At 59.3% G+C, this 23,619-nt stretch carries 20 protein-coding genes and 1 pseudogene; 15 read left to right on the plus strand and 6 right to left on the minus strand.

From position 1 onward, the window contains the following. Positions 1-37: 37 nt before the first annotated feature. The 4 genes from BLR24_RS22470 (at position 38) to BLR24_RS22485 (ending at position 3,210) form a co-directional block, all read left to right on the plus strand. Positions 38-739 carry an amino acid ABC transporter permease gene (locus tag BLR24_RS22470; RefSeq protein ID WP_093020979.1) on the plus strand — a complete coding sequence of 234 codons (702 nt, stop codon included), beginning with the start codon at positions 38-40 and terminating at the stop codon, positions 737-739. A gap of 6 nt (positions 740-745) precedes the next feature. After that, positions 746-1,504 carry an amino acid ABC transporter permease gene (locus BLR24_RS22475; RefSeq protein WP_093020981.1) on the plus strand — a complete coding sequence of 253 codons (759 nt, stop codon included), beginning with the start codon at positions 746-748 and terminating at the stop codon, positions 1,502-1,504. Positions 1,505-1,585: 81 nt separating this feature from the next. Further along, complete coding sequence (locus tag BLR24_RS22480) at positions 1,586-2,320, plus strand: amino acid ABC transporter ATP-binding protein (RefSeq protein WP_093020983.1); 735 nt, start codon at positions 1,586-1,588, stop codon at positions 2,318-2,320. A 47-nt stretch (positions 2,321-2,367) separates the two neighbouring features. After that, positions 2,368-3,210: an ABC transporter substrate-binding protein gene (locus BLR24_RS22485; protein WP_093020985.1), complete on the plus strand. Its 843-nt coding sequence runs from the start codon at positions 2,368-2,370 to the stop codon at positions 3,208-3,210. Between the two features lie 68 nt (positions 3,211-3,278). Here BLR24_RS22485 and BLR24_RS22490 read toward each other — a convergent pair whose 3' ends face one another. Continuing rightward, entirely contained in the window at positions 3,279-3,764 is a 486-nt protein-coding gene (locus BLR24_RS22490) for an SgcJ/EcaC family oxidoreductase (protein WP_093020987.1), read from the minus strand. A 158-nt stretch (positions 3,765-3,922) separates the two neighbouring features. Beyond that, positions 3,923-4,114, minus strand: a pseudogene (locus tag BLR24_RS22495) (winged helix-turn-helix domain-containing protein); the annotation flags it as partial. A 43-nt stretch (positions 4,115-4,157) separates the two neighbouring features. On the opposite strand from BLR24_RS22495, the gene BLR24_RS22500 reads away from it, so the two are divergent. Further along, entirely contained in the window at positions 4,158-4,454 is a 297-nt protein-coding gene (locus BLR24_RS22500) for a hypothetical protein (protein WP_093020989.1), read from the plus strand. Between the two features lie 144 nt (positions 4,455-4,598). Further along, positions 4,599-5,105 carry an H-NS family nucleoid-associated regulatory protein gene (locus tag BLR24_RS31100; protein WP_254787515.1) on the plus strand — a complete coding sequence of 169 codons (507 nt, stop codon included), beginning with the start codon at positions 4,599-4,601 and terminating at the stop codon, positions 5,103-5,105. Positions 5,106-5,202: 97 nt separating this feature from the next. On the opposite strand, the gene BLR24_RS22510 is transcribed toward BLR24_RS31100, so the two are convergent. From BLR24_RS22510 to BLR24_RS22520, 3 genes are all read right to left on the minus strand, one after another. Continuing rightward, positions 5,203-8,757, minus strand: coding sequence for a pyruvate carboxylase (locus tag BLR24_RS22510; protein ID WP_093020991.1), 3,555 nt, complete (start codon positions 8,755-8,757; stop codon positions 5,203-5,205). 114 nt (positions 8,758-8,871) lie between these two features. Continuing rightward, a complete protein-coding gene (locus BLR24_RS22515) occupies positions 8,872-9,768 on the minus strand; it encodes an amidohydrolase family protein (protein WP_254787517.1) in 897 nt (298 codons plus the stop codon). A gap of 37 nt (positions 9,769-9,805) precedes the next feature. Next, complete coding sequence (locus BLR24_RS22520) at positions 9,806-10,564, minus strand: SDR family NAD(P)-dependent oxidoreductase (protein WP_093020995.1); 759 nt, start codon at positions 10,562-10,564, stop codon at positions 9,806-9,808. A gap of 393 nt (positions 10,565-10,957) precedes the next feature. Between BLR24_RS22520 and BLR24_RS22525 the strand changes: the two genes are divergently transcribed. The 8 genes from BLR24_RS22525 to BLR24_RS22560 all read left to right on the plus strand — a co-directional run bounded on the left by BLR24_RS22525 (position 10,958) and on the right by BLR24_RS22560 (position 20,207). Continuing rightward, positions 10,958-12,598 carry a GMC family oxidoreductase gene (locus BLR24_RS22525; protein WP_093020997.1) on the plus strand — a complete coding sequence of 547 codons (1,641 nt, stop codon included), beginning with the start codon at positions 10,958-10,960 and terminating at the stop codon, positions 12,596-12,598. A 17-nt stretch (positions 12,599-12,615) separates the two neighbouring features. After that, positions 12,616-13,029: a hypothetical protein gene (locus BLR24_RS22530; protein WP_093020999.1), complete on the plus strand. Its 414-nt coding sequence runs from the start codon at positions 12,616-12,618 to the stop codon at positions 13,027-13,029. 772 nt (positions 13,030-13,801) lie between these two features. Beyond that, a complete protein-coding gene (locus BLR24_RS22535) occupies positions 13,802-14,776 on the plus strand; it encodes a substrate-binding domain-containing protein (RefSeq protein ID WP_093021001.1) in 975 nt (324 codons plus the stop codon). Between the two features lie 65 nt (positions 14,777-14,841). Beyond that, entirely contained in the window at positions 14,842-16,362 is a 1,521-nt protein-coding gene (locus BLR24_RS22540; RefSeq protein WP_093021003.1) for a sugar ABC transporter ATP-binding protein, read from the plus strand. Then, positions 16,359-17,354 (plus strand): ABC transporter permease, encoded by a 996-nt coding sequence (locus BLR24_RS22545; protein WP_093021005.1) that lies wholly within the window; start codon positions 16,359-16,361, stop codon positions 17,352-17,354. The genes BLR24_RS22540 and BLR24_RS22545 overlap by 4 nt, the downstream gene beginning before the upstream one ends. A gap of 88 nt (positions 17,355-17,442) precedes the next feature. After that, a complete protein-coding gene (locus tag BLR24_RS22550; protein WP_093021007.1) occupies positions 17,443-18,201 on the plus strand; it encodes an electron transfer flavoprotein subunit beta/FixA family protein in 759 nt (252 codons plus the stop codon). A gap of 1 nt (position 18,202) precedes the next feature. Next, positions 18,203-19,132: an electron transfer flavoprotein subunit alpha/FixB family protein gene (locus BLR24_RS22555; protein ID WP_093021010.1), complete on the plus strand. Its 930-nt coding sequence runs from the start codon at positions 18,203-18,205 to the stop codon at positions 19,130-19,132. A gap of 94 nt (positions 19,133-19,226) precedes the next feature. Beyond that, positions 19,227-20,207, plus strand: a complete 981-nt coding sequence (locus BLR24_RS22560) for a quinone oxidoreductase family protein (protein ID WP_093021012.1) — start codon at positions 19,227-19,229, stop codon at positions 20,205-20,207. 49 nt (positions 20,208-20,256) lie between these two features. Here BLR24_RS22560 and citF read toward each other — a convergent pair whose 3' ends face one another. Then, entirely contained in the window at positions 20,257-21,798 is a 1,542-nt protein-coding gene (citF, locus tag BLR24_RS22565; protein ID WP_093021079.1) for a citrate lyase subunit alpha, read from the minus strand. 199 nt (positions 21,799-21,997) lie between these two features. On the opposite strand from citF, the gene BLR24_RS22570 reads away from it, so the two are divergent. Then, complete coding sequence (locus tag BLR24_RS22570) at positions 21,998-23,461, plus strand: NAD-dependent succinate-semialdehyde dehydrogenase (RefSeq protein ID WP_093021014.1); 1,464 nt, start codon at positions 21,998-22,000, stop codon at positions 23,459-23,461. Positions 23,462-23,619: the final 158 nt, after the last annotated feature.

Raw genomic sequence — 23,619 nt, forward strand, 5'->3', positions numbered from 1 at the left:
TGGCACCACGTCCACAAGCCAGGCAAAGGAACCGCGCATGAAGGACTTCGACCTGCTGGCGATCCTGCTGAAACCGGAGTTCGGTGCGATGCTCTGGCACGGACTGCAGGAGACGCTGAAGATCGCGGCCGGCTCCTGGCTGCTGGCCATGGCCATGGCGGTCGTGCTGCTGGTCGTGCGCCTCACGCCGAGCCGGCTGGCCGAACGCGTGGTGGCCGGCTATGTCTCCTACCACCGCAACGTGCCGACGCTGGTGCAGCTCATGCTCTGGTACTTCGGCATCTTCAGCCTGCTGCCCGATGTGCTGCAGGGTTGGCTGTCGGCGCACAACGCGGAGACGATTCTCTCGATCGTCGCGCTCGGCCTCTGCCAGGCCGCCTATTTCAGCGAGGACATGCGCTCGGGCCTGCGCTCCATCCCGGCCGGCCAGGCCGAGGCCGCGCGCGCGCTCGGCCATGGCTATATTGGCTCGATGCGCCATGTGATGCTGCCGCAAGCCATCCGAAACGCGGTGCCGGCACTGGTGAACCACAGCGTGTCGCTGTTCAAGAACAGCAGCCTGGCCATGGCCATCGGCGTGGCCGAGCTGACGCATGCGGTGAAGGAAATCGAGAGCCAGAGCTTTCGCACCTTCGAGGCCTACAGCATGGCCACGGTGCTGTACCTGGTGTGCTCGCTGCTCATCATGGCGGTGGGCGGCTGGCTGTCGCGGCGCTACCGCATCGCCGGAGCGAGGTAGAAAACCATGTTCAGCGTCTTTGAAATCCTGCGCGACAACTGGCTGCTGCTGCTCGTCGGCCAATATCCCAGCGGCCCGCTCGGCGGCATCGTCGCCACGCTGATCCTGTCGGTGCTGGGCATCGTGCTGGCGTTTCCGCTCTCGGTGCTGCTGGCGCTCGCGCGGCTGTCGCCCTGGCGGCTGCTGCGCTGGCCGGCGACGGTGCTGGTTTACGGGGTGCGCGGGGTGCCGCTGCTGATGGTGATCCTGTGGGTCTACTTCCTGGTGCCGATCCTGATCGGTCGGGACGTGTCGGGCTTCACCACCATGCTGTGCACGCTGGTGATCTACGAGGGCGCCTACCTGTCGGAGGTGGTGCGCGCCGGCATCCAGGCCCTGCCCAAGGGCCAGACCGAGGCAGCGCGCGCGCTCGGCCACAGCCACCTGGGCACCATGCGGTACGTGATCCTGCCGCAGGCGCTCTACAACATGCTGCCGAGCATGCTGAGCCAGTTCATCTCCACCATCAAGGAGACCACGCTGGGCTACGTGATCAACGTGCAGGAGCTGACTTTCGCGGCGAACCAGATCAACAACCAGTTGCTGACCAAGCCGTTCCAGGTGTTCTTCATCCTGGCGATGACGTACTACGTCGTCTGCTTCAGCCTGACCCAGCTGGCGCTGTGGCTGGAGCGGCGCGTGGCCCACAAGCGGCTCGGCGCAGCCACTGCGAAGACATCCGAAGACGGTGTTTCGCTGCCGCCGCCGGTGGTGGTGAATCCGTAAGGCCGCGCCCGACGGCCATCGACAGGAAAACAAGGAGACAGATCCATGAACCCCGTTCCACATCCCGCAGGGGATGACACCATGATCCTGTTCTCCAACATCAACAAGTGGTATGGCGACTACCAGGCGCTCGCCGACGTCAATGCCGAGGTGAAGAAGGGCGAGGTCGTGGTGGTCTGCGGGCCTTCTGGCTCCGGCAAGTCCACCCTGATCCGCACCGTCAACCGGCTGGAAGAAGTGAAGTCGGGGCAGTTGCTGTTCGACGGCCACGACATCCACGCGCCCATGAGCAGCGCGGCGCTCAACAAGCTGCGCAGCCGCATCGGTTTCGTGTTCCAGAGCTTCAACCTGTTTCCGCATCTCTCGGTGCTGGAGAACATCATGCTGTCGCCCGTGCGCGTGCTGGGCGTGAAGCGGGCCGAGGCGAAGGCAAGGGCGGCGCAGCTGCTCGAGCGCGTGGGCCTGTCGAACAAGGCCGGCGCCTACCCGGCCCAGCTCTCGGGCGGGCAGCAGCAGCGCGTGGCCATTGCCCGCGCACTGGCCATGGAGCCGCCCGCCATGCTGTTCGACGAACCCACCAGCGCGCTCGACCCCGAGATGGTGGGCGAGGTGCTGTCGGTGATGCGCGGCCTTGCCAACGACGGCATGACCATGATGTGCGTCACGCACGAGATGAACTTCGCCCGCGAGGTGGCCGACCGCGTCTGGTTCATGGACGCGGGCCGCATTCTCGAGAAGGCCGACCCCGAGACCTTTTTCACCAGCCCGCAGCATCCGCGCGCGCAGCGCTTCCTGTCGGACTTGCGCGCGCACTGATTGATCGTCGTTTTCTTCATCCCCTCGAGTTTCTTCAGGAGTCCAGCATGTCGAACAGAACCGCTTTCCGTCTTGCCGCCATTGGCGCCTGCCTCTGCGCCACGCCTTTCCTGGCCCTCGCCGACCAGTGGAGCGACATCAGCCAGCGCAAGGAACTGCGCTGCGGCACCTTCGCCGACGTGCCGCCCTTCGCCGCCCCCGATCCGAAGACGCGCGAGATGGTGGGCCACGACGTCGACCTGTGTCAGGCGCTCGCCAAGGAACTCGGATTGACGGCCAAGGTCACCCCGCTGTCGGTGGAGGCGCGCGTGCCCGAGGTCAAGCTCGGGCGCGTCGACGTGACCGTCGCCAACCTGGCCTACACCAAGAGCCGCGGCGAGCAGATCCAGTTCAGCGATCCGTACTACGTGGCCAAGGAAATGCTGGCGGTGAAGGCTTCCGACCCCGGCACGGCCAAGGCCGACTTCAAGGGCAAGCGCCTGAGCTCGACCAAGGGCTCGACCTCCGAGCTGTCGATCAAGATGAACGGCTCCGAGCCGGTGACCTTCCAGGACACGGGATCGGCGTTCATGGCGGTGCAGCAGAACAAGTCTGTCGGCATGGTTGCGAACACGATGACCATCACCAAGCTGGTCAACCAGTCGAAGACCGAAGGCGTGGCGCTGAAGATGATCAAGGAGCCGATGGTGCTGCAGCCCATCGGCGTCGGCATGAAGAAGGACGAGCCGGCGCTGCTGGCCAAGGTGAACGGCGCGCTCTACGCGCTGGAGAAGTCGGGCGAGCTCGACAAGATCTGGGCGAAGTGGCTCGGCCCGAACACCGAATACAAGATGACGCGCGAAGAAAAGGTCATGCCGCTGGCGGAACTCAAGTTCGAACTCCTGCCCTGACCGCACTCACGCCCGGCGGGCAGCATCTCTCCCCGGGCCCGGCCTCCGGGCGCCAGGGATGAAGCGGCCTACTTGCGCGCGGCGACCTCGGGCATCGCCGAAGAGTGGTGGTGAGCGATCAGCCACTGGCCGTTCACCCACTCGTAGACGTACGTGTAGCGGGCATGCACTTTCTTGCCGTCCTTGAACTTGAAGGTGTAGGTGCCGACGTCCTGCGCCACGTTGCAGCCGATCTTGATGATGCGGTGGTCGATCGTGCCCTGCGGCGCGCCTTTCAGAAACTTGACGAAGTAGCTGCGGATCTCCGCCGGATTGGTGCGCGGTTGGTTCGAAACGGTCGGCAGCAGCACGCCGTCGGCCGCGTAGTTGGCCACGACCTTGTCGGGGTCCAGCGTGCGCAGCGAGTCGTTCCAGCGGTCGAACAGTGCCGCGATCTGCGGTTCGGTCGCCGGACTGCAAGTTGCCGCTGCGGGCGCTTGCGCGAAGGCGGATGTCGAGATGGCGAGGACCGCCGCCGTCGTTGCCGAGAGAGAGAGCGTACGAAGCATCTTCATGGATTTTTCCTTTTTTGCATTGGCTGGTCGATCACCGGGATTGCCGGTGCTGCATCGTCTTGCGATACAGGACTTCATTCTTCGGTCTCTCCCTGAACCTAAGCTGCTGTCCGCCATGAATCCGGCGTGACGCGCACATGAACATTCGATGAACTGCCTCAGCCCGGCGCAGCATCCAGTCGATAGCCTAGACCGCGCACGGTCTTGAACAACGCAACGGGATGGCCATCGTCGATCTTGGCACGAAGTCGACGGACATACACGTCGACGATGTTGGTGAGGGGCTCTTCGTTCGTTCCCCACACATTGGAAAGGATGCGCTCCCGGCTGTAGACACGGCCGGGCGCCGCACGTTTCAGCCATTTTGGAACAAAGCTCGCCGCGTTCCGCGCAATGGCTCGTAATGTCGCGATGGGAGAAGAAGGTGTTCCTACCCTCTACCAGGTAGATGTACAGCTGATTGAATCGCAGATTCTCGATGTCGAAGACTGGGGAGCGCCTCACTGCATCGGCCTAGCCAAAAAGCTGAAAGACAGCATAGGGGCTGACAACGGCTCCGACGAGATGGAAAATCTCAGGGCCGAACTTGTCGGCAAAAAGAAGCGCCGAGAGGAGTGGCGCGACTATGGTTTCGACCGGCTCTCTCTTTTTCTCGGAGCGAGGGGGGCATTCAGGCGCTACGCTATATGAACGTGGTAGAGGGATTGCGGGACACCCGATCCTTATGCGCAATCTCCCCTACCTCGATAATAACTTTGCACGCCCTCCCACTGGCCAACCGACAATTTGCAAACCGGATTAGAGTTGCCTCTCTCACACAAAATAGTTATAGCCATGACCCAAAAAAGTTACGCTCAAATTCAGAAGCAAATCGAGGCACTGCAAAAGCAGGCCGACAAACTGAAGGCTGAAGAGGTCGCAGGCGTCATTGCTCGCATCAAAGATGCGATCGCGCACTACGGATTGACCGCAGAGCAGCTTGGATATGGCGGCACGCGCGGAGCAAAAACCAAAGCGCAAAAGCTCACTGACTCCAAAGTCGCAGCGTATTCGGACGGCGCGGGGAACAGCTGGCGCGGCCGAGGACCGCGGCCGCAATGGTTGAAGGCAGCGATTGCCGCGGGCAGGTCGCTAGACGAGTTCACCGCGTCGGGAAGCTCTCTGCCGGCAGCCACGTCGAAGGTTAAGAAAAAGAATGAGAAGAATGCGATCGCGAAGAAACGCGTCGCCACGACGTATCGCGATGAGGCCGGAAACAAATGGTCGGGTTTCGGTCCTCGCCCTCGGTGGTTGAAAGAGGCTCTTGAAGCTGGCAAGACTTTAGAACAGCTAGCCGGTTGACGGCTGACCTCAATGGCAGCCACAACTCCAGCCGAAAAAAAACTAGCCTGCGGAGTAGGGCGTGACACGCTATCGATCATCCGCGATTCCCGTCCAGTCAGGTAAATGACGACGGGTCGCGAGACAGCGTTTCTGCAGATGCACTCAGCTCCCCCCATACGAGCAGCAGATCCTTGGCCTGCACTCGGTCTCCCGGTTTGACCAAGACGCGCTCGATGATTCCTTCGCGTTCGGCGATGATGTGTGTCTCCATCTTCATCGCCTCCAACGACAGCAAGGTGGCGCCCGCGCGCACCGCCTGTCCGGCCACAACAGGGACTGTGACAATCGCTCCAGGCATGGGCGCACCCACGTGCAGCGGGTCGCCGGGACTGGCTGTTTCGCGCTTGGATTGGTCACCCGCGGCGGCTTCTCGCGCCACGACCACGGTGCGCGATTGGCCGTTGAGTTCGAACTGCACCTTCACAGTGCCAGCGGCTTCGTCATCGTGGATGCCTTGCAAGCTCACCAGCAGCGTCTTGCCGGGATCGATGTCCAGCGCCACCTCGTCCTGCACGCGCAGGCCGTAGAAGAAGGTGGGGGTCGGAAGCACCGACGTATCGCCGTGCTTCTGAAGGTGCTGATGGAACTCCCGCGCCACCTTGGGGTACATCAGGGCACTCGCCAACTGCCGATCATCGAGCGGCATCCTGGCGTCTAGCGCTGCCTGTGCGCGTGCGGCCTCCAAATCAACCGGAGGAATCTGGTCGCCCGGACGGTAGGCGACCGGCGGCGCCGCACCGTTGGCGAGTTTGAGCACCTTGCGCGAGAGCGCCGCTGGAAAACCGTCGGGCGGAAAACCCAGCTCGCCTTTGAACAGCGACACCACCGATTCGGGGAACGCGGTGTCGTGCGCCGGGCTCGCGACGTCGTTGGGCGTGAGATCGTTGGCGACCATCATCAGCGCCATGTCGCCCACGACCTTGGAGGTGGGCGTCACCTTCACGATGTCACCGAACAAGGAATTGACGTCCGCATAGGCTTGCGACACCTCGGTCCAGCGGTGCTCCAAGCCGAGCGAGCGCGCTTGCTCGCGCAGATTGGTGTACTGGCCGCCTGGCATTTCGTGGCGGTAGACGTCTGCCGTGCTGGCGCGGATGTCGCTCTCGAATGGCGCATAGAAGCGCCGCACACCTTCAAAGTAGGTCGAGGCCGCATGCAGCGCGTGCTGCGACAAGCCCGGGTCGCGCTCGGTGTGGGCCAGCGCCGCGGCCATGCTCGACAGATTGGGCTGCGAAGTAAGACCGCTCATTGCGTCGAGCGCACCGTCCACCGCATCGCAGCCGGCCTCCACCGCCGCAAGCACCGAGGCGGCGGCGGTGCCGCTGGTGTCGTGCGTATGAAAGTGCACCGGGAGCCCAGTCTCTTCCTTCAGCGCCTTGACCAATGCCGACACCGCGCGCGGCCGGCAGATGCCTGCCATATCCTTGATGGCAAGAATGTGCACGCCGGCCTTTTGCAAGTCGCGCGCGATGCCTGTGTAGTACGCCAGGTTGTACTTGGGACGCGCAGAATCGAACAAATCGCCGCTGTAGCAGATGGCTCCCTCACACAGCGCGCCGGATTCGAGCACGGCGTCGATGGACACGCGCATGTTCTCCACCCAGTTGAGTGCATCGAAGACGCGAAAGAGATCGACACCCGCGGCCGCTGCCTGCTTGATGAAGAAGCGCACCACGTTGTCCGCGTAGCTGGTGTAGCCCACGCCATTGGCACCACGCAGGAGCATCTGGAACAGGATATTGGGCACCTGCTCGCGCAACTGGGCGAGGCGCTGCCAGGGGTCTTCCTTGAGGAAGCGCATCGAAACGTCGAACGTGGCACCGCCCCAACACTCGAGCGAGAACAGCTGCGGCAATTCACGCGCATAGAACGGCGCGATCGGCAGCATGTCGGCGGTGCGCATGCGGGTTGCGAACAGCGACTGGTGAGCATCCCGCAGCGTGGTGTCCGTCATCAGCACGGGCTTGGTGTCGAGCATCCACTGGGCAAATCGATGAGGACCCAGTTCGCGCAATCGGTCGCGCGATCCTTGGGGAATCGCTTTCGCCGTGTCGGCCTTCGGCAGCACCGGTTTAACGAAAGGCAGATCGGGAAGTTTGCGGCCCTTCATCTCGGGGTGCCCGTGGACGGTCACTTCGGCAATGAATCCCAACATCTTGCTTGCGCGGTCACGGCGGCTGGTGAATTCCAGCAGCTCGGGGGTCGTGTCGATGAAGCGCGTGGTCACCGTGCCAGCCGCAAAGGCAGGGTGGTTGATCACGTTTTCGAGAAACTGCAGGTTCGACGCGACGCCGCGAATCCGGAACTCGCGCAGCGCGCGGTCCATGCGCTGGATGGTTTCGCGTGTCGTGGGCGCCCACGCCGTGACCTTGACCAACAAGGAGTCGTAGTAGGGTGTGATCACCGCGCCGCTGTAGGCGGTGCCCTCGTCCAGCCGAATGCCCAGCCCCGCCGCATTGCGGTAGGCCGACAACCGGCCATAGTCCGGAAGGAAACCGCTCTCCGGGTCTTCAGTGGTGATCCGGCACTGCAGCGCATTGCCATTCAGCTTGATATCGGCCTGGGCCGGCACCCCGGTGGCGCGCTCCAGAACGGTGCCATCATCCGCCGACACGTCTTCGTGCAGACCAATACGTCCGCCTTCGCAGATGCGGATCTGCGCCTTGACGATGTCGATGCCGGTGATCAGTTCAGTCACCGTATGCTCCACTTGAATACGCGGGTTCACCTCGATGAAGTAGAACGCTTCGGTGTCGGCATCCATCAGGAACTCGACCGTGCCGGCGTGCGTGTAGCTCACCGTCCGCATCAGCTTCAAGGCGCTGTCACACAGGGCGCGGCGCTGCGCTTCATTCAGATACGGCGCAGGAGCGCGTTCCACCACCTTCTGATTGCGGCGCTGAACGGTGCAGTCGCGCTCGAACAGGTGCACGACGTTGCCATGTGTATCGCCCAGGATCTGCACCTCGACGTGCCGTGCTCGCTGGACCAGCTTCTCGAAGTACACCTCGTCATTGCCGAACGCCGCCAGTGCTTCGCGGCGGGCGGCAGCCAATGCGTCTTCGAGCTCGCTTTGGTGGTGAATGGCTCGCATGCCGCGGCCGCCCCCGCCCCAGCTGGCCTTCAGCATCACGGGGTAGCCGATCTGGTCCGCAAGGCGCTTGCATTCTGCGAGGTCGAGCGGCAACCGGGCGGTGGCGGGCATCACCGGCACCCCGGCCGCCACGGCGGCATTGCGCGCCGCCACCTTGTTGCCCAGGGTGCGCATCACCTCGGGGGTGGGGCCGACCCAGTGGATACCCGCGTCGATCACGGCTTGCGCGAATTGCGGGTTCTCCGACAGGAAGCCATAGCCTGGATGGATGGCATCTACCTTGGCAGCCCGAGCCACGCGAAGAATGTCGTCGATGTCGAGGTAGGCCGCGAGCGGCTTCTTGCCTTCGCCCACGAGGTAGCTTTCGTCGGCTTTGAATCGATGCAGCGCCAACCGGTCCTCACGCGAGTAGATCGCGACCGTGCGCATGTTCATCTCGGATGCTGCGCGCATGACGCGAATGGCGATTTCGGATCGGTTGGCGATCAGGACGGAACGAATCAATTGCGAGCTCATTGGTTCTCTTCGAAGTGGCCTGCTCACTCGGGAGGCTGCCGGTGTCGATTTTTGCGGCGGTTCACTCGCCTCTCGCATGGGCAATCAATCGCCCCAATCGCAGACATGCTTCAATTAAAGACGGTACACGCGCCGCGCGTTGTCGTGAAACAGCTTTCGCTGATCGGTTTCAGACATGTCTTTCACCAACTCGAAGAACGCCTCATAAATGCGATCGAAGCTGGAGTAAATCTTGTCGACCGGAAAGTTCGACGCGAACATGCAGCGGTCAACCCCGAAAATGTCGATGGTCGCAAGGACGAATGGCCGGATACTGTCAACAGTCCAGTCCGGATCGACCATTCCCAGCCCCGAGATCTTGGCGTTGACATTCGGGTTTGCAGCGAGCGCCTGCATCCCGTCGTGCCACGCTTGGATGCCAGCGGGATCACGGTCCAAAGGCATGCCGGTGTGGTTCAGTACGATGGTTGTCCCCTGGTGGGCCCGCGCCACCTTCGCCGCATCTGGCATTTGGTGAGGATAGAGTTGAAGATCAAAGGAAAAGGAATACTTCTCCAGGAGATCGAAGCCGTGCAGCCATTTGGGATCCGTCAGCAAGTCGTTTCGTTCGACAAAGCTGTACTTTGAGTCCGGATGCCAGTTGAGGATTTGGCGAATTCCGCGTACAGCTTTGCTCTCAGCATGGGCCGCCAGAACCTCATCGACATTGTCGTCCTCGAGATTGGCGTGCGCGACGATGGCGGTTGGAGAACCGGTTTCGTCTTTCATCTTTTGAAGCCACCGCGTCTCGGCCAGAATGTCTGACGAGAGAGCATCGAGATGCACGTCCTTCACAACGTTCCAACGCTTGGAGTCTTCTTTGTAGTCCGCAAGCGAATAGGATTTCATGATCGCCCTCAGACTGCCAGCGATAGGCGCCACTGGCTCACCAGGTTGACAGAGCCAAGGATAGGAATAGTTCTCCAGGTCCCACAAATGATGATGCGGGTCGATGATCGCCTTAGTTGCCACTTTCAACTCCTTTAGTCTAGGTTGCCGAGAATGGTCGTCAGCCGGCAACGTAGCCTCCATCGACCATCAGAATGTGCCCTGTGATGAAGGCAGCGTTGTCGCTCGCGAGGAAGATCAAAGCCTTGGCCACTTCGTCCGGCTCAGCCCACCGCTTCATGGGGTGGGCATCCTTCACGGCTTTGGCGCCGGCTTCCGGATCCGGCAGGCCGGCGAGGTAGCGGGTGAGGAAGGGCGTGTTGATCGCGCCGGGGCCGACGGCATTTACACGTATGCCGTTGCCGGCGTATTCCACCGCCAGTTGGCGGACGAACTGCAGGACCGCTCCCTTAGAAGCGCAGTAGGCGGCTTGTGACGGTAAGCCGACCACACTGGAGATCGAGCCCGTTGCCGTGATGGAGCCCTTGCCTGCCTTGAGCATGTTCGGCAGCGCGCGCTTAGCGCAAAGGAAGAATGACTTGGCGTTGCCAGTCATCACCGCATCCCACTCTTCTTCCGAAGTTTCGTGCAGAGCCTTGCCGATCATGTAGCCGGCGTTATTGATTAGCGATTCAATGGGGCCAAACTTGGCTTCGCCGGTGCTGAATATTTTCTCAACGTCGGCGCTTTTGGAGACATCACCAACAGCAGTCACTATCTTGGCATTCGGAAATTCCTTAGCCAATTCGTGCACGTTGTCGGCAATATCTGTCGCCACAACCTTTGCGCCCTCTTCGGTGAGTTGTTTGACGATTTCACGACCGACGCCGCCGGCGGCACCGGTAACCAAAAAGACGCGATCTTTCAGTACGTTGTTCAATTTAGGTCTCCAAGGTGAAATTAGGAGGCCGATCGTACTGATTGCTCTTCGCGCGAGCTAGACGTGATTCGGTTTGGTTGCCATAGGAGGAATCTATGTCGTATTCCTCCTCAGCAATCGACGGAGGCAACCCGACCAATTCAGAATGCCTATGGGTGTCAGTTGAAAAGTCGCATTGCGGCCTATTTGCGAGTGGCCATACCATGACGGCAGGAGACAGGGCGGGTTACTGGAAAGGATGGCGCCAACCTTTGACCAGAGATCGAGAAGCTGTGGCGGAGACAAGATTGCGCCACTTCTGTCTGTGTGCCAGTACGCAATGAATAAGAACTGACCGGCTGACAGGCAGGCTATTTCATCGCGCTGGTTATAGTAACTTGGCAAGAATTAGCTATGAATATTACGGCAAATAATCGAGGGACCGTGGATGCGGTCATCGTAGGCTCTGGTCCCAGCGGTGCAGTCGCCGCAATGCATCTGGCAAAAGCGGGAATGTCGGTGGTCTGCCTAGAACAGGGCGAGTACCCGAACTACACGTCGATTAATTTTGACGAGAGCACTTTCGAGTTGAAGCGTGACCAGGTATTCAACTGGAATCCAAATCGCCGAATGAACAGCGCCGACTATCCGATCAACGACACTGAATCCGACGTGGCACCCTTCATGTGGAACGGTGTCGGTGGCAGTTCCGTTATCTATGCGGCCGCATGGCACCGCTTTCAGCCCAGCAATTTTCGAGTCAAGACTCTGGACGGCGTTGCAGAAGACTGGCCGCTCACTTACGAAGATCTGGCCCCGTATTACACCCAGGCCGAGCTTCAGTTCTCTGTGTCCGGTGTCGGCGGAGATCCTTCGTATCCGCCTTTCGACCCACCTCTGCCGCCCATGCCGATGAGCGACTTGACCAAAAAAATGTTCGCGGCGCACAAGCGACTGGGTTGGCACATCTGGCCGGGTACCAATGCCATCGCCACCGTAAAGAACAACGGGTTGACCCCTTGTGTGCGCCGCGGCGCCTGCATGGCGCCCGCATGCTTTGATGGTGCAAAGGCGTCGACGGACCGCACTCACTGGCCAATCAACATCAAGCTTGGCGTGAAGTTGATCCAGCGCGCTCGTGTTTCACGCGTCGAGACAGACGCGCAGGGTATGGCCACTGGTGTTACTTACATTGACCGGGAAAGTGGCAAAGAACATTTCCAGTCCGCACGGATTGTCATTCTGGCCGCCAATGGAATCGGAACACCGCGCATTTTGCTCAACTCGCACAGCGCACGGTTCCAGACCGGTTTAGCAAACAGCTCTGACATGGTGGGCCGCAATCTGATGATGCATCCGCATGGGATGGTGATGGGCCTTTTCGACGACTTCTTTGACAGCTGGCAAGGCCCAACTGGTCAGCGCGCCTATTCGCAGCAGTTCACTGAAACTCAGCCTGGCGTCGGTTTCTATCGAGGCGCGAAGTGGCAGCTCATGGGCACAGGGGGGCCGCTCAGCCAGATTGGAGTCTGGCCGTGGGGCAAGCCAGCCGGATGGGGCGAAGAGTTCCACAAGACGGTTTCGCAACGCTTCGGCCACTCTGGCATGTGGTCGATCATCGGAGAAGACCTGCCGAACCCAGAGAATCGTGTGCTCCTTGACTCGACACTGAAAGACGCTGATGGCATTCCCGCCCCCAAGGTCGTCTACCGTTGCGACGAGAACTCGAAGAAGCTGGTCGCATGGCACGAAGAACACGCGGCAATGTCGTTCAAGGAAGCCGGAGCTTATGAGGTAGTCAAGGCTCCGGATTCGCGAGAGACCGGGTGGCACATTCTCGGGGCAGCACGCATGGGTACCGACCCGATGACCTCAGTCGTCGACGCTTGGAACCGCGCTCACGACGTGCCCAATCTGTTCATTGTCGACGGCAGTGTGATGCCGACTTCAGGTCCGGTGAATCCAACCGGCACCGTAGCTGCGCTGGCTTTGCGCGCAGCCGACGGTATCGTCAAGAATCGCCGCACCCAAGTGGTGTCGGGCCATAGCAAGTAAGGCAGGGGCAGAGAATCATGCAGATCAACTACAAAGATATCCAAGCACAACTCTCTTGGATGTGCGATGCGATGATCCCAGGTAATGCCGAACTCAACATGCCTTCGGCGAGCAAACTTGGATTGATCACTACGCTGCTGCCCCGCGCGCTCGAGGCGCGACCCGACTTAGCCCCCAAGTTCTATGAGACTGTTGCGTCGCTACCCGCCGAGACTCCCGCCGATCCGCTCGAGGTAATCAACGCAGTCCCTGTTGCACAGATGGAGGTGGTCGGCCGCTTCATTGCTGGCGCCTACTTGACAGCCAGCGAGGTGACAACGGCGCTGCGTTTTCCCGGTTTCCAAGCGCTTTATGAAAACGTCGACTATGACGAGATCATGGAAGCCATCGAACCGATCATTGAAAGAGGGCCCTGCTACGTGATCGTGTAGCGATACCCCGACTGCTTGACCTTTGGGCTCGTTCAGCGGGCGGTAGGTGGTCTGTGTTCCGCCTTGTGGAAGCTGCCAACAAGCGCGTCCGCAAGGCGAAATCTCGAACGCCCGACCTCGCGGGACCCACTGCTGCCTGCCATCAAATGCTCCATCGGCGAGCGTGTTCCTCTTATTGCGGTTCATGGCGCCACGAAGGCATCGAACTACGCTCGCGTCAACTGCATAGGCCCCGTACCACCTCTCGCCGCGGTCGGGCTGCAGAGCGTTGATGTGCGAATGACCGCACTCTGGCAGCGTCTCAAAGCGCATACGGTCATGTAGTTCATCTTGAATGGGAATAGCCAGAACCCAGTCGAGGTGCCAGCGCTTGATGGCGTACTTGGTCTACCCCAGCAACACCGTCGCTGAACTCTATGCAAATCGGCTGTTCGACAGAGGACAGCTAGCTCTCGATCGGCGGGCTGCAAGCGCTGCGCCGTCTCGAACTCTGAGTGTCGTGCTGAGAGCCGAGCAGCAGCCGTTGCTCGACCTAGTTAGGGATTTCGCATCGTTTCGCCGCCGTGGACGGGCAGTGTCCGCGCTGACAACGGCCCGCCGGTGAGCAGCAATAGGTAAACCCAATTGTCGCCAGAAGCCGTTGCGGATTGTTCGCGGCTATTCGGAGTGCCAAGATCGACTTGCGCAACGGGAGCTAACTCCGGAGGCGCCGGGCTGAGGGCTATTTCATCAACAAGACTGCCGGTTTTTGACCGGCGCACGGAGACAATTCATGAAGCACAACAAACGCCATTTCTTGAAGCTGGCGGCGCTCACCAGCGCCGCGATGCTCGCGACGACGATTACGACCACTGTTTTCGCAGCCGATCAAAAGTTTCGTATTGGCTACTCGCAGTTTTGGGGCACCAACAAGTTTCTGCGTACGCAGGTCAAAGGTGCTCAAGCGGCGATGGCCGAGTGGAAGAAAAAGGGAGTCAACGTAGAACTGATCGTTACGAACGGTGGTGACACAGACACGACCAAGCAGGTGGCAGACCTGGAAGATCTTTCTGCGCAGCACATTGACGGCCTGCTTATCTTTCCAGGCGACTCGGTAGTTCTGGCTGGCCCAGTCAAGAAATTGTTCAACGACAACAAGCTCCCAGTTGTCGTGACTGACATCGGGCTCAAATCGGGCGATTGGATTACCTACGTGGGTACCGAAAACGAGTTGGGCGGGCGCATGGCGGCAGACTACATGGCAACGCTGGTGCCAGCGGGTTCCAAAGTCATTGTGTTCGATCATGGTCCCGCGGTCCAAGTGATCATCGATCGCAATCGCGGCTTCGAAAAGCGCGCAGCAGAACTCGGGCTCAAAGTTCTTCCGCGCAAGGTCATGAAGCTGTCACTCGAGGACGGTCGCAGAACCATGGAAGATACCCTGACTGAAGTTCCCGATATTGCCGGCGTATTTTTCCAAAATCACGCCCCCGCCATTGGTGCTGCAGCAACGCTTCAGGCAGAGAACAACAAGAAGGTGAAGCTGGTTAACTTCGACACCGATCCGACTGCCTATCAGATGGTCCGCGATGGAAAAATTGCCGGTACGATTGTTCAGGATCCGTATCAAATGGGCTATGTTGGAATGAACTCAATGCTCACACATCTGACTGGCGGCAAGACCAAAAAGAACATCGAACTTGCGCCGAAGCTCATGACGCCCAAAAACGTCGCCGAATTCTCCAATGATCCGCAAGTCCAAAAATGACCCGCATCGATGCTTAGACCAATAAAGGTCTTTCATCACGAGGGCATTACTTTTTGGAGAACTGTATGGTCGAGCCGGTACTTGTCTGTAAGGACGTAAAGAAAACATTTGGAAGCATACGCGCCCTTAAGGCCGGAAATCTATCCCTCCAAAAAGGACAGGTGGTGGGACTCGTCGGTGAAAATGGCGCGGGCAAGAGTACGATTTTGAAGATTCTTGCCGGCGTCCATAAACCCGACGAGCCGGGATGCATTCTTTTAAACGGAAAACTCTACGAGCCTAACACTGCGTTTGAAGCCCTTCATCAAGGCGTTGTTACGGTCCACCAAGACATCAATCTGGTGGAAACCATGTCTGTAGCAGAGAATATTTTCTTGAACAACGAGCCCGTCGGGCCGTTGGGAACTCTGACTGCGAGGGAGATGAACCGCAAGGCGCAAAAATTAATCGATCAATACAAGATCGAAGTCAACGCCAGCATTCAAGTCGGCCGTCTTCCTAATGACCTAAAGAAGATGATTCAGATCGTGAAAGCAATGACATGGAATCCAAGCATTCTCCTGCTGGATGAACCGACGTCGTCGCTGACAGCAATGGAGGTTGATGTCGTTTTGAATCTGGTTGCGGGTCTTGCGCAGCACGGGGTAACGATCGTCTTCGTATCTCATTATTTGTCGGAGATTTTCAGGATCTGCGACCAGATCAGTGTGATGCGCGATGGGCAAACAGTTGCCCTCTTCAACAAGGATGAGACCAATGTCGAAGAGGTCGTAACACAGATGCTCGGTCACGAGCTTGTCAAGACAGCAGCCCGCAGTGCCAGGCATGTTGCCGAGAAGAAAGAAGTCTTGATGTCGGTGAAAGGTCTGCAAGTGCCTGGCCTGCTGAATGACATCAATTTCGACCTCCACAAGGGGGAGATTCTGGGCTTCACCGGTCTCACCGGTTCCGGTCTGACGGAACTTGCGAAAACTCTCTTCGGTGTCAATAAATTCAAGCCGAGCAGCGGCTCAATCTCTATCGAGGGAAAGCAGCATACGTCTAGAAGTCCCGGGACGTCCCTGAAAGAAGGGATGGCACTTCTTACCAACGATCGTCTCAGGGAGGGCATTCTTCCGGAGTTCTCACTGACCGAAAACATCACATTGCCGATCCTAAAGGACTTCGGGAATGGTGTCGGGCTGCTGTCCAGATCCAAGCTCAATGCGCTTGGCGAAAAATCTGTCAGGAAATTGCGAGTCTCGGCACCCAATGCGGGAGTTCCAATCAGGACCCTTAGCGGCGGAAATCAACAAAAGGTGTTAATTGCGAAATGGCTCGCGACAAAACCTAAAGTGTTCATGCTGGATGACCCGACCGTGGGCATTGATGTCGGATCGAAAGATGAAATTCGGAAGATCATTGAGCAGATCGCCGCAGAGGGGGTAGGAGTCGCCATTTTTACGACGGAGATCCAAGATATCGAGCAATTATGCGACAGAGCATTTGTGATGTTTCGAGGCTCGATCGTCGACGAATTCAAAGGCGAGAGACTTGAGCACAATAGAATTCTTCAATCCTCGGTGAGCGGGAAGGCAGTACCATGAATACCAGCGCAGTCAATACAGTTAATTCCTTGCATACGGCGTCGAATTTGCAAGAGAGGCTTCGGTCTTCTTATGGTTTTATCCAGTCGCTTGCAGTTTTGTTTATTCTCGTTGCCGTGATGTCTTTCATTTCGCCGCGCTTTGCAACGGTCGTAAATTTTCAGAATCTCATGGCTCAAATGGCCCCGGCGATGATCGTCGCGGCCGGCATGGCAATCTGCATGATCAACGGAGAATTTGACATCAGCGTCGGCGCGGTAGTCGCACTCACTGCATCGATCGCGGGCACTTTGATGCCACAAATCGGCATCTTTCTGACGGTGATCCTTGCTCTTCTGATCGGACCGGTATTCGGGCTGTTTGCGGGATTCGTTGTCACTCGATTCGGCATCCCTTCCTTTATCACCACCTTGGGAACGATGATGATTGCGCGCAGCCTTGCCTTTGTGGTGACAGAGGGCCAAGTGGTGTCCGGGGTGCCCGATGCCTTCCGAGTGATCGGTTTGGCTCGCCCGCTAGGTGTTCCGTTGCCATTCATTATTGCGATTCTTACCATCTTGGCCGGTTATGTGCTGCTGAACCATACGGCGTTTGGCAAGAAGGTTTATGCGATCGGCTCCAACCGAAATGTTGCGGTCCTTTCGGGCATCAATGTCAACAGGGTCAAGATTTTCTGTTTGATGATTTGCGGCTTGACCGCTTCTTTCGCCAGCCTCGTCCTGCTTGCACGGATTGGTTCTATTCAAGCCGACACGGCGCGAGGTCTCGAGTTCGAGGTTATTGCGGCGGTGGTCATCGGAGGCGTCAGCCTTGCCGGCGGTCAGGGAAATATCCTGCGTGTGATCATCGGGGTGATCGTCATCGCCTTGACGCGCAATTTCTTGAACCTGGCCAGGATTGACATTTTCTGGCAAGAGTTTGCAACCGGTGCGATCATTCTTGCAGCCGTTTTGCTCGATGCGCTCCAAAAGCGAATCGCGAGTTCTCGCTAATTCGCCGAGCGAATGCCCTGCAAACCCGGGAGTTTCCGCTAAATAGAAAAAGCCCGGCAGGTGGGAATGGATCATTAGGTGCTGAAAAATGAAGATACTTGTTCCCGTGAAGCGGGTGGCCGACTTCAACGTGAAGATCCGCGTCAAACAAGACGGCTCTGGCGTAGACCTGGCCAACGTGAAGATGTCGATGAATCCCTTCGATGAGATTGCGGTGGAAGAAGCAGTCCGACTGAAGGAAAGCGGGTGGGCCACGGAGATCGTGGTTGTCTCCATTGGCGTGAAGAAGGCACAGGACACGCTGCGAACGGCGCTCGCTATGGGAGCGGACCGTGCAATTCTGATCGAGGCTGCTTCGGATGTGCATACCGACATTGAGCCGCTGGCCGTCGCCAAGCTTCTCGCATGCGTGGTTCGGGAGGAACAGCCCGGCCTTGTGTTGGCCGGTAAGCAGGCAATCGATAACGACATGAACGCCACCGGTCAAATGCTTGCAGCTCTGCTCGGTTGGGCGCAAGCAACCTTTGCGTCAAAAATTTCGATCGAAGGGAGCAGCGCCAAAGTTACCCGTGAGGTGGACGGAGGCCTGCAGATCGTCAACGTCAATCTCCCCGCCATCATCACGGCCGATCTTCGGCTGAATGAGCCGCGTTATGCCTCGCTGTCGAACGTAATGAAAGCCAAATCGAAGGATCTGGCGATCAGGACGCCAGCCGACTATGGTGTTGACGTGACGCCCCGATTGGCGGTCGTGGGGACGGCCGAGCCGAAAGGCCGCAAACCGGGCCTCAAGGTGGCATCCGTCGACGAACTGATCATGAAGTTGAAATCAGAAGGCGCGCTCTGAGATGACCGTTCTTGTTATTGCTGACGTCAATCGCGGTTTTCTGGCGATCGACTCCCTCGCCAAGACAATTACCGCGGTCAAGGGGTTGGGCGAGGTACATATTCTGGTTGCAGGCGATGACTGCGAGGCTGCCGCGGCCGAAGCATCGGGACTCACAGGTGTTGCCAATGTGCTGATCGCGGCCAATCGTGCATATGCCCACGGCATGGCGGAAGCGACTGCGGCGCTGGTCGTCTCACTGTCTAGTGGGTATTCGCACATCTGCGGCGCATCGACGGCCTTCTGCAAGAGCGTGCTGCCGCGGGTGGCTGCGCTCCTGGACGTCATGGTGATTTCCGATGTGATCAGTGTCATTGATGGCTCGACTTTCGAACGCCCCATCTATGCGGGGAATGCCATTCAGACCGTTGTTGCCGCTGGCAATGCGCCAAAGGTCTTTACGGTACGCACCGCCGGATTCGCTCCAGTTCAAGCAGGCGGCGCGGCTTCGCTCCAAGCGGTATCTGGTGCCACCGGTGACGAGCTCTCTGTTTGGGTAGAAGACAAGGTGGCCACTTCGGATCGTCCAGAACTCACCTCGGCCAATATCGTTGTGTCTGGTGGGCGTGGCCTTGGGTCTGAAGCCAACTTTGCGCTTGTCGAAGGACTGGCTGACAAGATGGGTGCGGCGGTAGGAGCTTCGCGCGCTGCAGTGGACAGTGGCTTTGCTCCGAACGACTTACAGGTGGGCCAAACCGGCAAGATTGTCGCTCCACAACTCTACATTGCTGTCGGTATCTCCGGTGCCATCCAGCATCTGGCAGGAATGAGGGACTCTAAGGTGATTGTTGCCATCAACAGTGATCCGGATGCCCCGATCTTCCAGGTCGCCGACTATGGGCTGGTGGCCAACCTGTTTGAGGCGATACCGGAGTTTGAGTCCAAACTCTGATCCGCGCGCGCAGGGTACGACGCCACCTCGGTCCCTACGGCTTCGACGCCTGGCCCCTAGCCGATCGCCAATTCAACACAAAGAGCCAAGACCTATGGGCAGAGCCGTCCGCATCGACCGCAATGGCGGTCCCGAGGAACTGAAGATCGTCGAGGTCGAAGTCGGCGATCCGGGGCCCGGCGAAATACGCATTCGCCACCATGCGGTGGGCCTCAACTTCCTGGACACCTATCAGCGCAGTGGCCTCTACCCGTTCCCTATGCCGCTGCAGCTCGGCATGGAAGCGTCCGGAGTCGTCGAGGCGGTGGGCGAGGGCGTCTCTCACCTCAAGGCCGGCGACCGCGCGGCGTATGCGAGCCAGCCGCCCGGCGCGTACTGCGAAGCGCGCGTGATGCCGGCCAAGCTCGTTTGCAAGCTGCCGGACGCGATCTCGTTCGAGACCGCCGCTGCGATGATGCTTAAGGGCCTCACAGCGCAGTACCTGCTGAAGAAGACATTACCCGCCGGAGGCCTGCAGCCCGGCGACTTTGTCCTGTTCCATGCTGCTGCGGGTGGCGTGGGTCTGATCGCATGCCAATGGGCCAAGGCCATGGGTCTCCAGCTCATCGGCACCGCTGGCAGCGATGCCAAGTGCCAGACAGCCCTTGCGTATGGCGCCGCGCATGCCATCAACTACGGCAATGAGAACTTCGCCGAGCGCGTGAAGGAAATCACCGGTGGAAAGGGCGTGAAGGTGGCCTATGACTCCGTCGGCAAAGACACCTTCGAAGGCTCGCTGGCCTGCCTGCAGCCCTTCGGCCTGCTCGCCGTCTTCGGAAACGGCTCGGGTCCGGTGCCGGCCTTCAACCTCGGAATGTTGGCAAAAGGCTCGTACTACGTGACCCGGCCGACCTTGTTCTCGCATGTCTCTAGCCGTGAGAACGTGCAAGCCATGGCCGATGATTTGTTTGAAGTGGTGCAGAGCGGCGCAGTCAAAATCCCGATCGGCCAGCGCTATGCCTTGACCGACGTGCAGCAGGCGCACCGCGACCTGGAGGCCCGCAAAACCACGGGGTGCACCATCCTGACCCTGTAGAAATGCCGTGGCACCGGCACAGTCCGTGTAGTCGTCTCGATGAAGCGACTTACGCCACCATCCGCAAGACGTCTATCACAGTGCCGTCGCGATACTCAACGACACCAACGATTCGCCCGTCTGCAGGTGCAGACGGCACCACCGGCGCCAAGCGGGCGGCCTCAGCGCACAAGGTATCGATCGACTTCAGCATGAGCCCCGCCCTGCGGAGGCGATGTTCGAGCTCACCGCGCCGTGGATTGACGGCGATACCGAATTCGGTCACAACGACGTCAACAGTCTCTCCGGGTGTCGTAATACATCGCACCTTTTGGACCACCTTGGGACCGCCCCGAGCGGCCAGGCGCGTCGTTACGATTGCCAGTTTTGAGCCTGCTGCCGTGTCCGCATGGCCTCCTGAGCCACCCAATATGCGACCTGAGCTCCCGGTCGTCACGTTCACGTTGAAGTCTCGGTCGATCTCTGCAGCCCCGAGGATCATTGCATCCAGTCGATTGGCAACGGCGCCTCGATTGTTGGGGTTCGCATACATCGACGCCGACATCGCCAGGTGCCGACTATCGTCCCGGTACGACTGAACGGCCTTCAGGTCAAAGCACTGCACGTCGAAAAGGTTTCGGAACAGGCCTTGTTCCAGCATGTCCACCAGATAACCAGTTACTCCGCCCGCAGCGAAGCTTCCTCGCACACCACGCCGTCCCATAGACATTCCCACCTCAACGGCGACAGCCAGGGAGACCCCGCCTGCCCCTGTTTGGAACGAGAAGTCGTCCACCAGGTAGCCCGACGCTTCGATGACTGATGAGGCTTGCCTCGCGATCTCCAGGCCGATCAGGTCCGTAGTCGGACGCGTCGTACCCGAAAGAATTCCATTGGGGTCGCCAATGGAGTCCACGTCGACCACAAAGTCGACGAACTCCTGGGTTATGTCAATCGAACCGCACGGGTATGCAACGAGTTGATCGGTCACCGCAACCACGCAGCTTGCGTATTGCGCGTCGACGACCGCATAGCCCAGTGGGCCACATGCCGCCCTTCCTTGGGTTCCACTGAGATTGCCGTAGTCATCGGCTGCCGGTGCGGCGATGAATGCCACATCGATGTGCAACTCGCCAGACTCGATGGCGCGGGCGCGTCCCCCATGGGTTTGCATGACGATTGGCGCGCGAAGAAGCCCGCTCGAGATTGCATCGGCCACCGGTCCGGTCATGTAGGCCGTGTAGATGCGCGAGACGGTGCCTTGTTGAATGTGGTCCACCAGTGGCGCATGGACCGCGAACAGCGAACTTGCAGCCACGGTGAGATCACGCAGTCCCATGGCCGCGGCCTCGGCCATCACCATGTTGAGGACCGCGTCGCCGTTTCGAAGGTGATGATGGAACGAGATCGTATCCCCGCTCTTCAGCCCGGCCGCTCGAATCGCTTCGCGCAAGTTTGGCAAGACCTTCGACGCTCCGCCTCCTTCGGCTCTTCGAAACCGAACAGCAGTGCGCGAGACGTCAATACGCTCCACGTACGCACCGGAGAACGGGCGTGCGGCACCATAGCCTTCTATGTGGACGAGACCCTCCGATTGCGAACTATGGTTCATGGGGCGCCTTTGCTCCTTTGCTTTCACCATCCTGCCTCATGGCGGGAAGTGCAGGTAGTCGAAGTTCGTCAAGGCTCCCTTGTTTGAACTGAGGATGGGCCAACTGCCCGGGGCCCTGGGTATTCCCTGACTTCGATGATCTGAAAGCCGATGTTGTCGAGAAACTGATATTCGGCCGCACGATCGATCCCTAGCATTCATGGCTTTGCACGTTCCCTCCGGTAAGCCTTCTCGACACCGCGGTGAACTCGAAACTTTCAAAGGAAGCCAAGTGAATCAAGTGGTCCTACAAACCGACATCGCGCTGTCAACCAATCCCGCGAACGGCGAGGTGTTCGCAAAATACCCCTATGAGTCGCCGGCGAGCCTTGAACGCTCATTGGCCACAGCGACTCAGGGCTACAAAACGTGGTCGAGCATGGCCGTTTCAGCGCGATTGCGGGTACTGAAGCGCATGGCGGAAATCTTGCGCCGCGATGTTGAACCCCTGGGCATGATGGCAACGAAAGAAATGGGCAAACCCATCGTGCAGGCGCGCGCAGAAGTGGAAAAGTGCGCGATCCTGTGTGACTGGTATGCGGAGAATGGCGCTGACCTTCTCGCCGACAAGCCCACCAGTGTCGGTGAACAGGCCTACGTGTCGTTCTTACCGCTTGGCCCCGTGCTTGCAATCATGCCGTGGAACTTTCCGTACTGGCAGATCCTTCGGGGGGCCGTACCGATCTTGCTGGGAGGCAACGCCTACGTGCTCAAACACGCGCCGAATGTGATGGGCTGCGCTTATCTCACAGAAGCTGCCTGGCTCGAGGCGGGGCTTCCGAAGGGCGCGTTCTCCGTCGTCAATATCACCAACGATTTGGTCTCTAAGGCGATCGTAGACAATCGCATCGCCGCCGTTGCCGTGACGGGCAGCGTACGTGCTGGCTCCGCCATTGCTTCGCAGGCCGGAGCGGCGCTGAAGAAGACCGTGCTCGAGCTTGGCGGGTCAGATCCCTTTATCGTGCTCGCCGATGCGGATCTCGAAGAGGCTGTCAAAGCGGCCGTAGTGGGCCGCTTCCAGAATAGCGGTCAGATTTGCATCGCAGCCAAACGAATCATCCTCGATGCTCCGATCGCTGAGGAGTTCACCGAGCGTTTTGTCCAAGCCGTGGCGGCGCTTCGCGTCGGTGATCCGCAGAGCGAAGATACGTACATTGGCCCCATGGCTCGTCACGATCTGCGTGACGAACTGGATACCCAGGTGCAACGAAGCGTCGAAGCAGGTGCGCGGGTTCTTCTCGGCGCATCGAAGATTCCCGGCGACGGAAACTTCTATGCCCCCACCGTGCTCGGAAACGTCAAACCCGGCATGACAACGTTCGACCAGGAGACGTTTGGTCCGGCTGCATCACTGATCGTTGCGAACGGAGTCGATGAGGCGATCGACCTCGCCAACAATAGCGAGTTTGGTCTCAGCGGCGCCATCTGGACACGGAACAAGGGCCTCGCCAAAGACCTGGCACGGCGCGTCGAGACTGGCGGACTTTTCGTCAACGGCTTCTCGGCGTCCGACCCGCGAGTTCCGATTGGCGGCGTGAAGAAGAGCGGGTACGGCCGAGAGCTTTCGCACTTTGGCGTTCAGGAGTTCATGAACGCGCAGACCGTCTGGTTCGATCGGAAGTGAGACAGGTCCCTCCACCTACGCTGGAGGGAGCCCGGAAAAGGAAAACACGTCGTTGAAAGCCGCCTGTCCGCGGCTTTACCGCAATGAAGCAGGGGAAGCGACGACCGGCCTGATCGCGATGGGTGATAACCTCGACCACATTCCGCCCTTGGCCGCGG

The organism is Variovorax sp. OV700 (genome assembly GCF_900099805.1).
In the GTDB taxonomy this organism is placed as follows: domain Bacteria; phylum Pseudomonadota; class Gammaproteobacteria; order Burkholderiales; family Burkholderiaceae_C; genus Variovorax.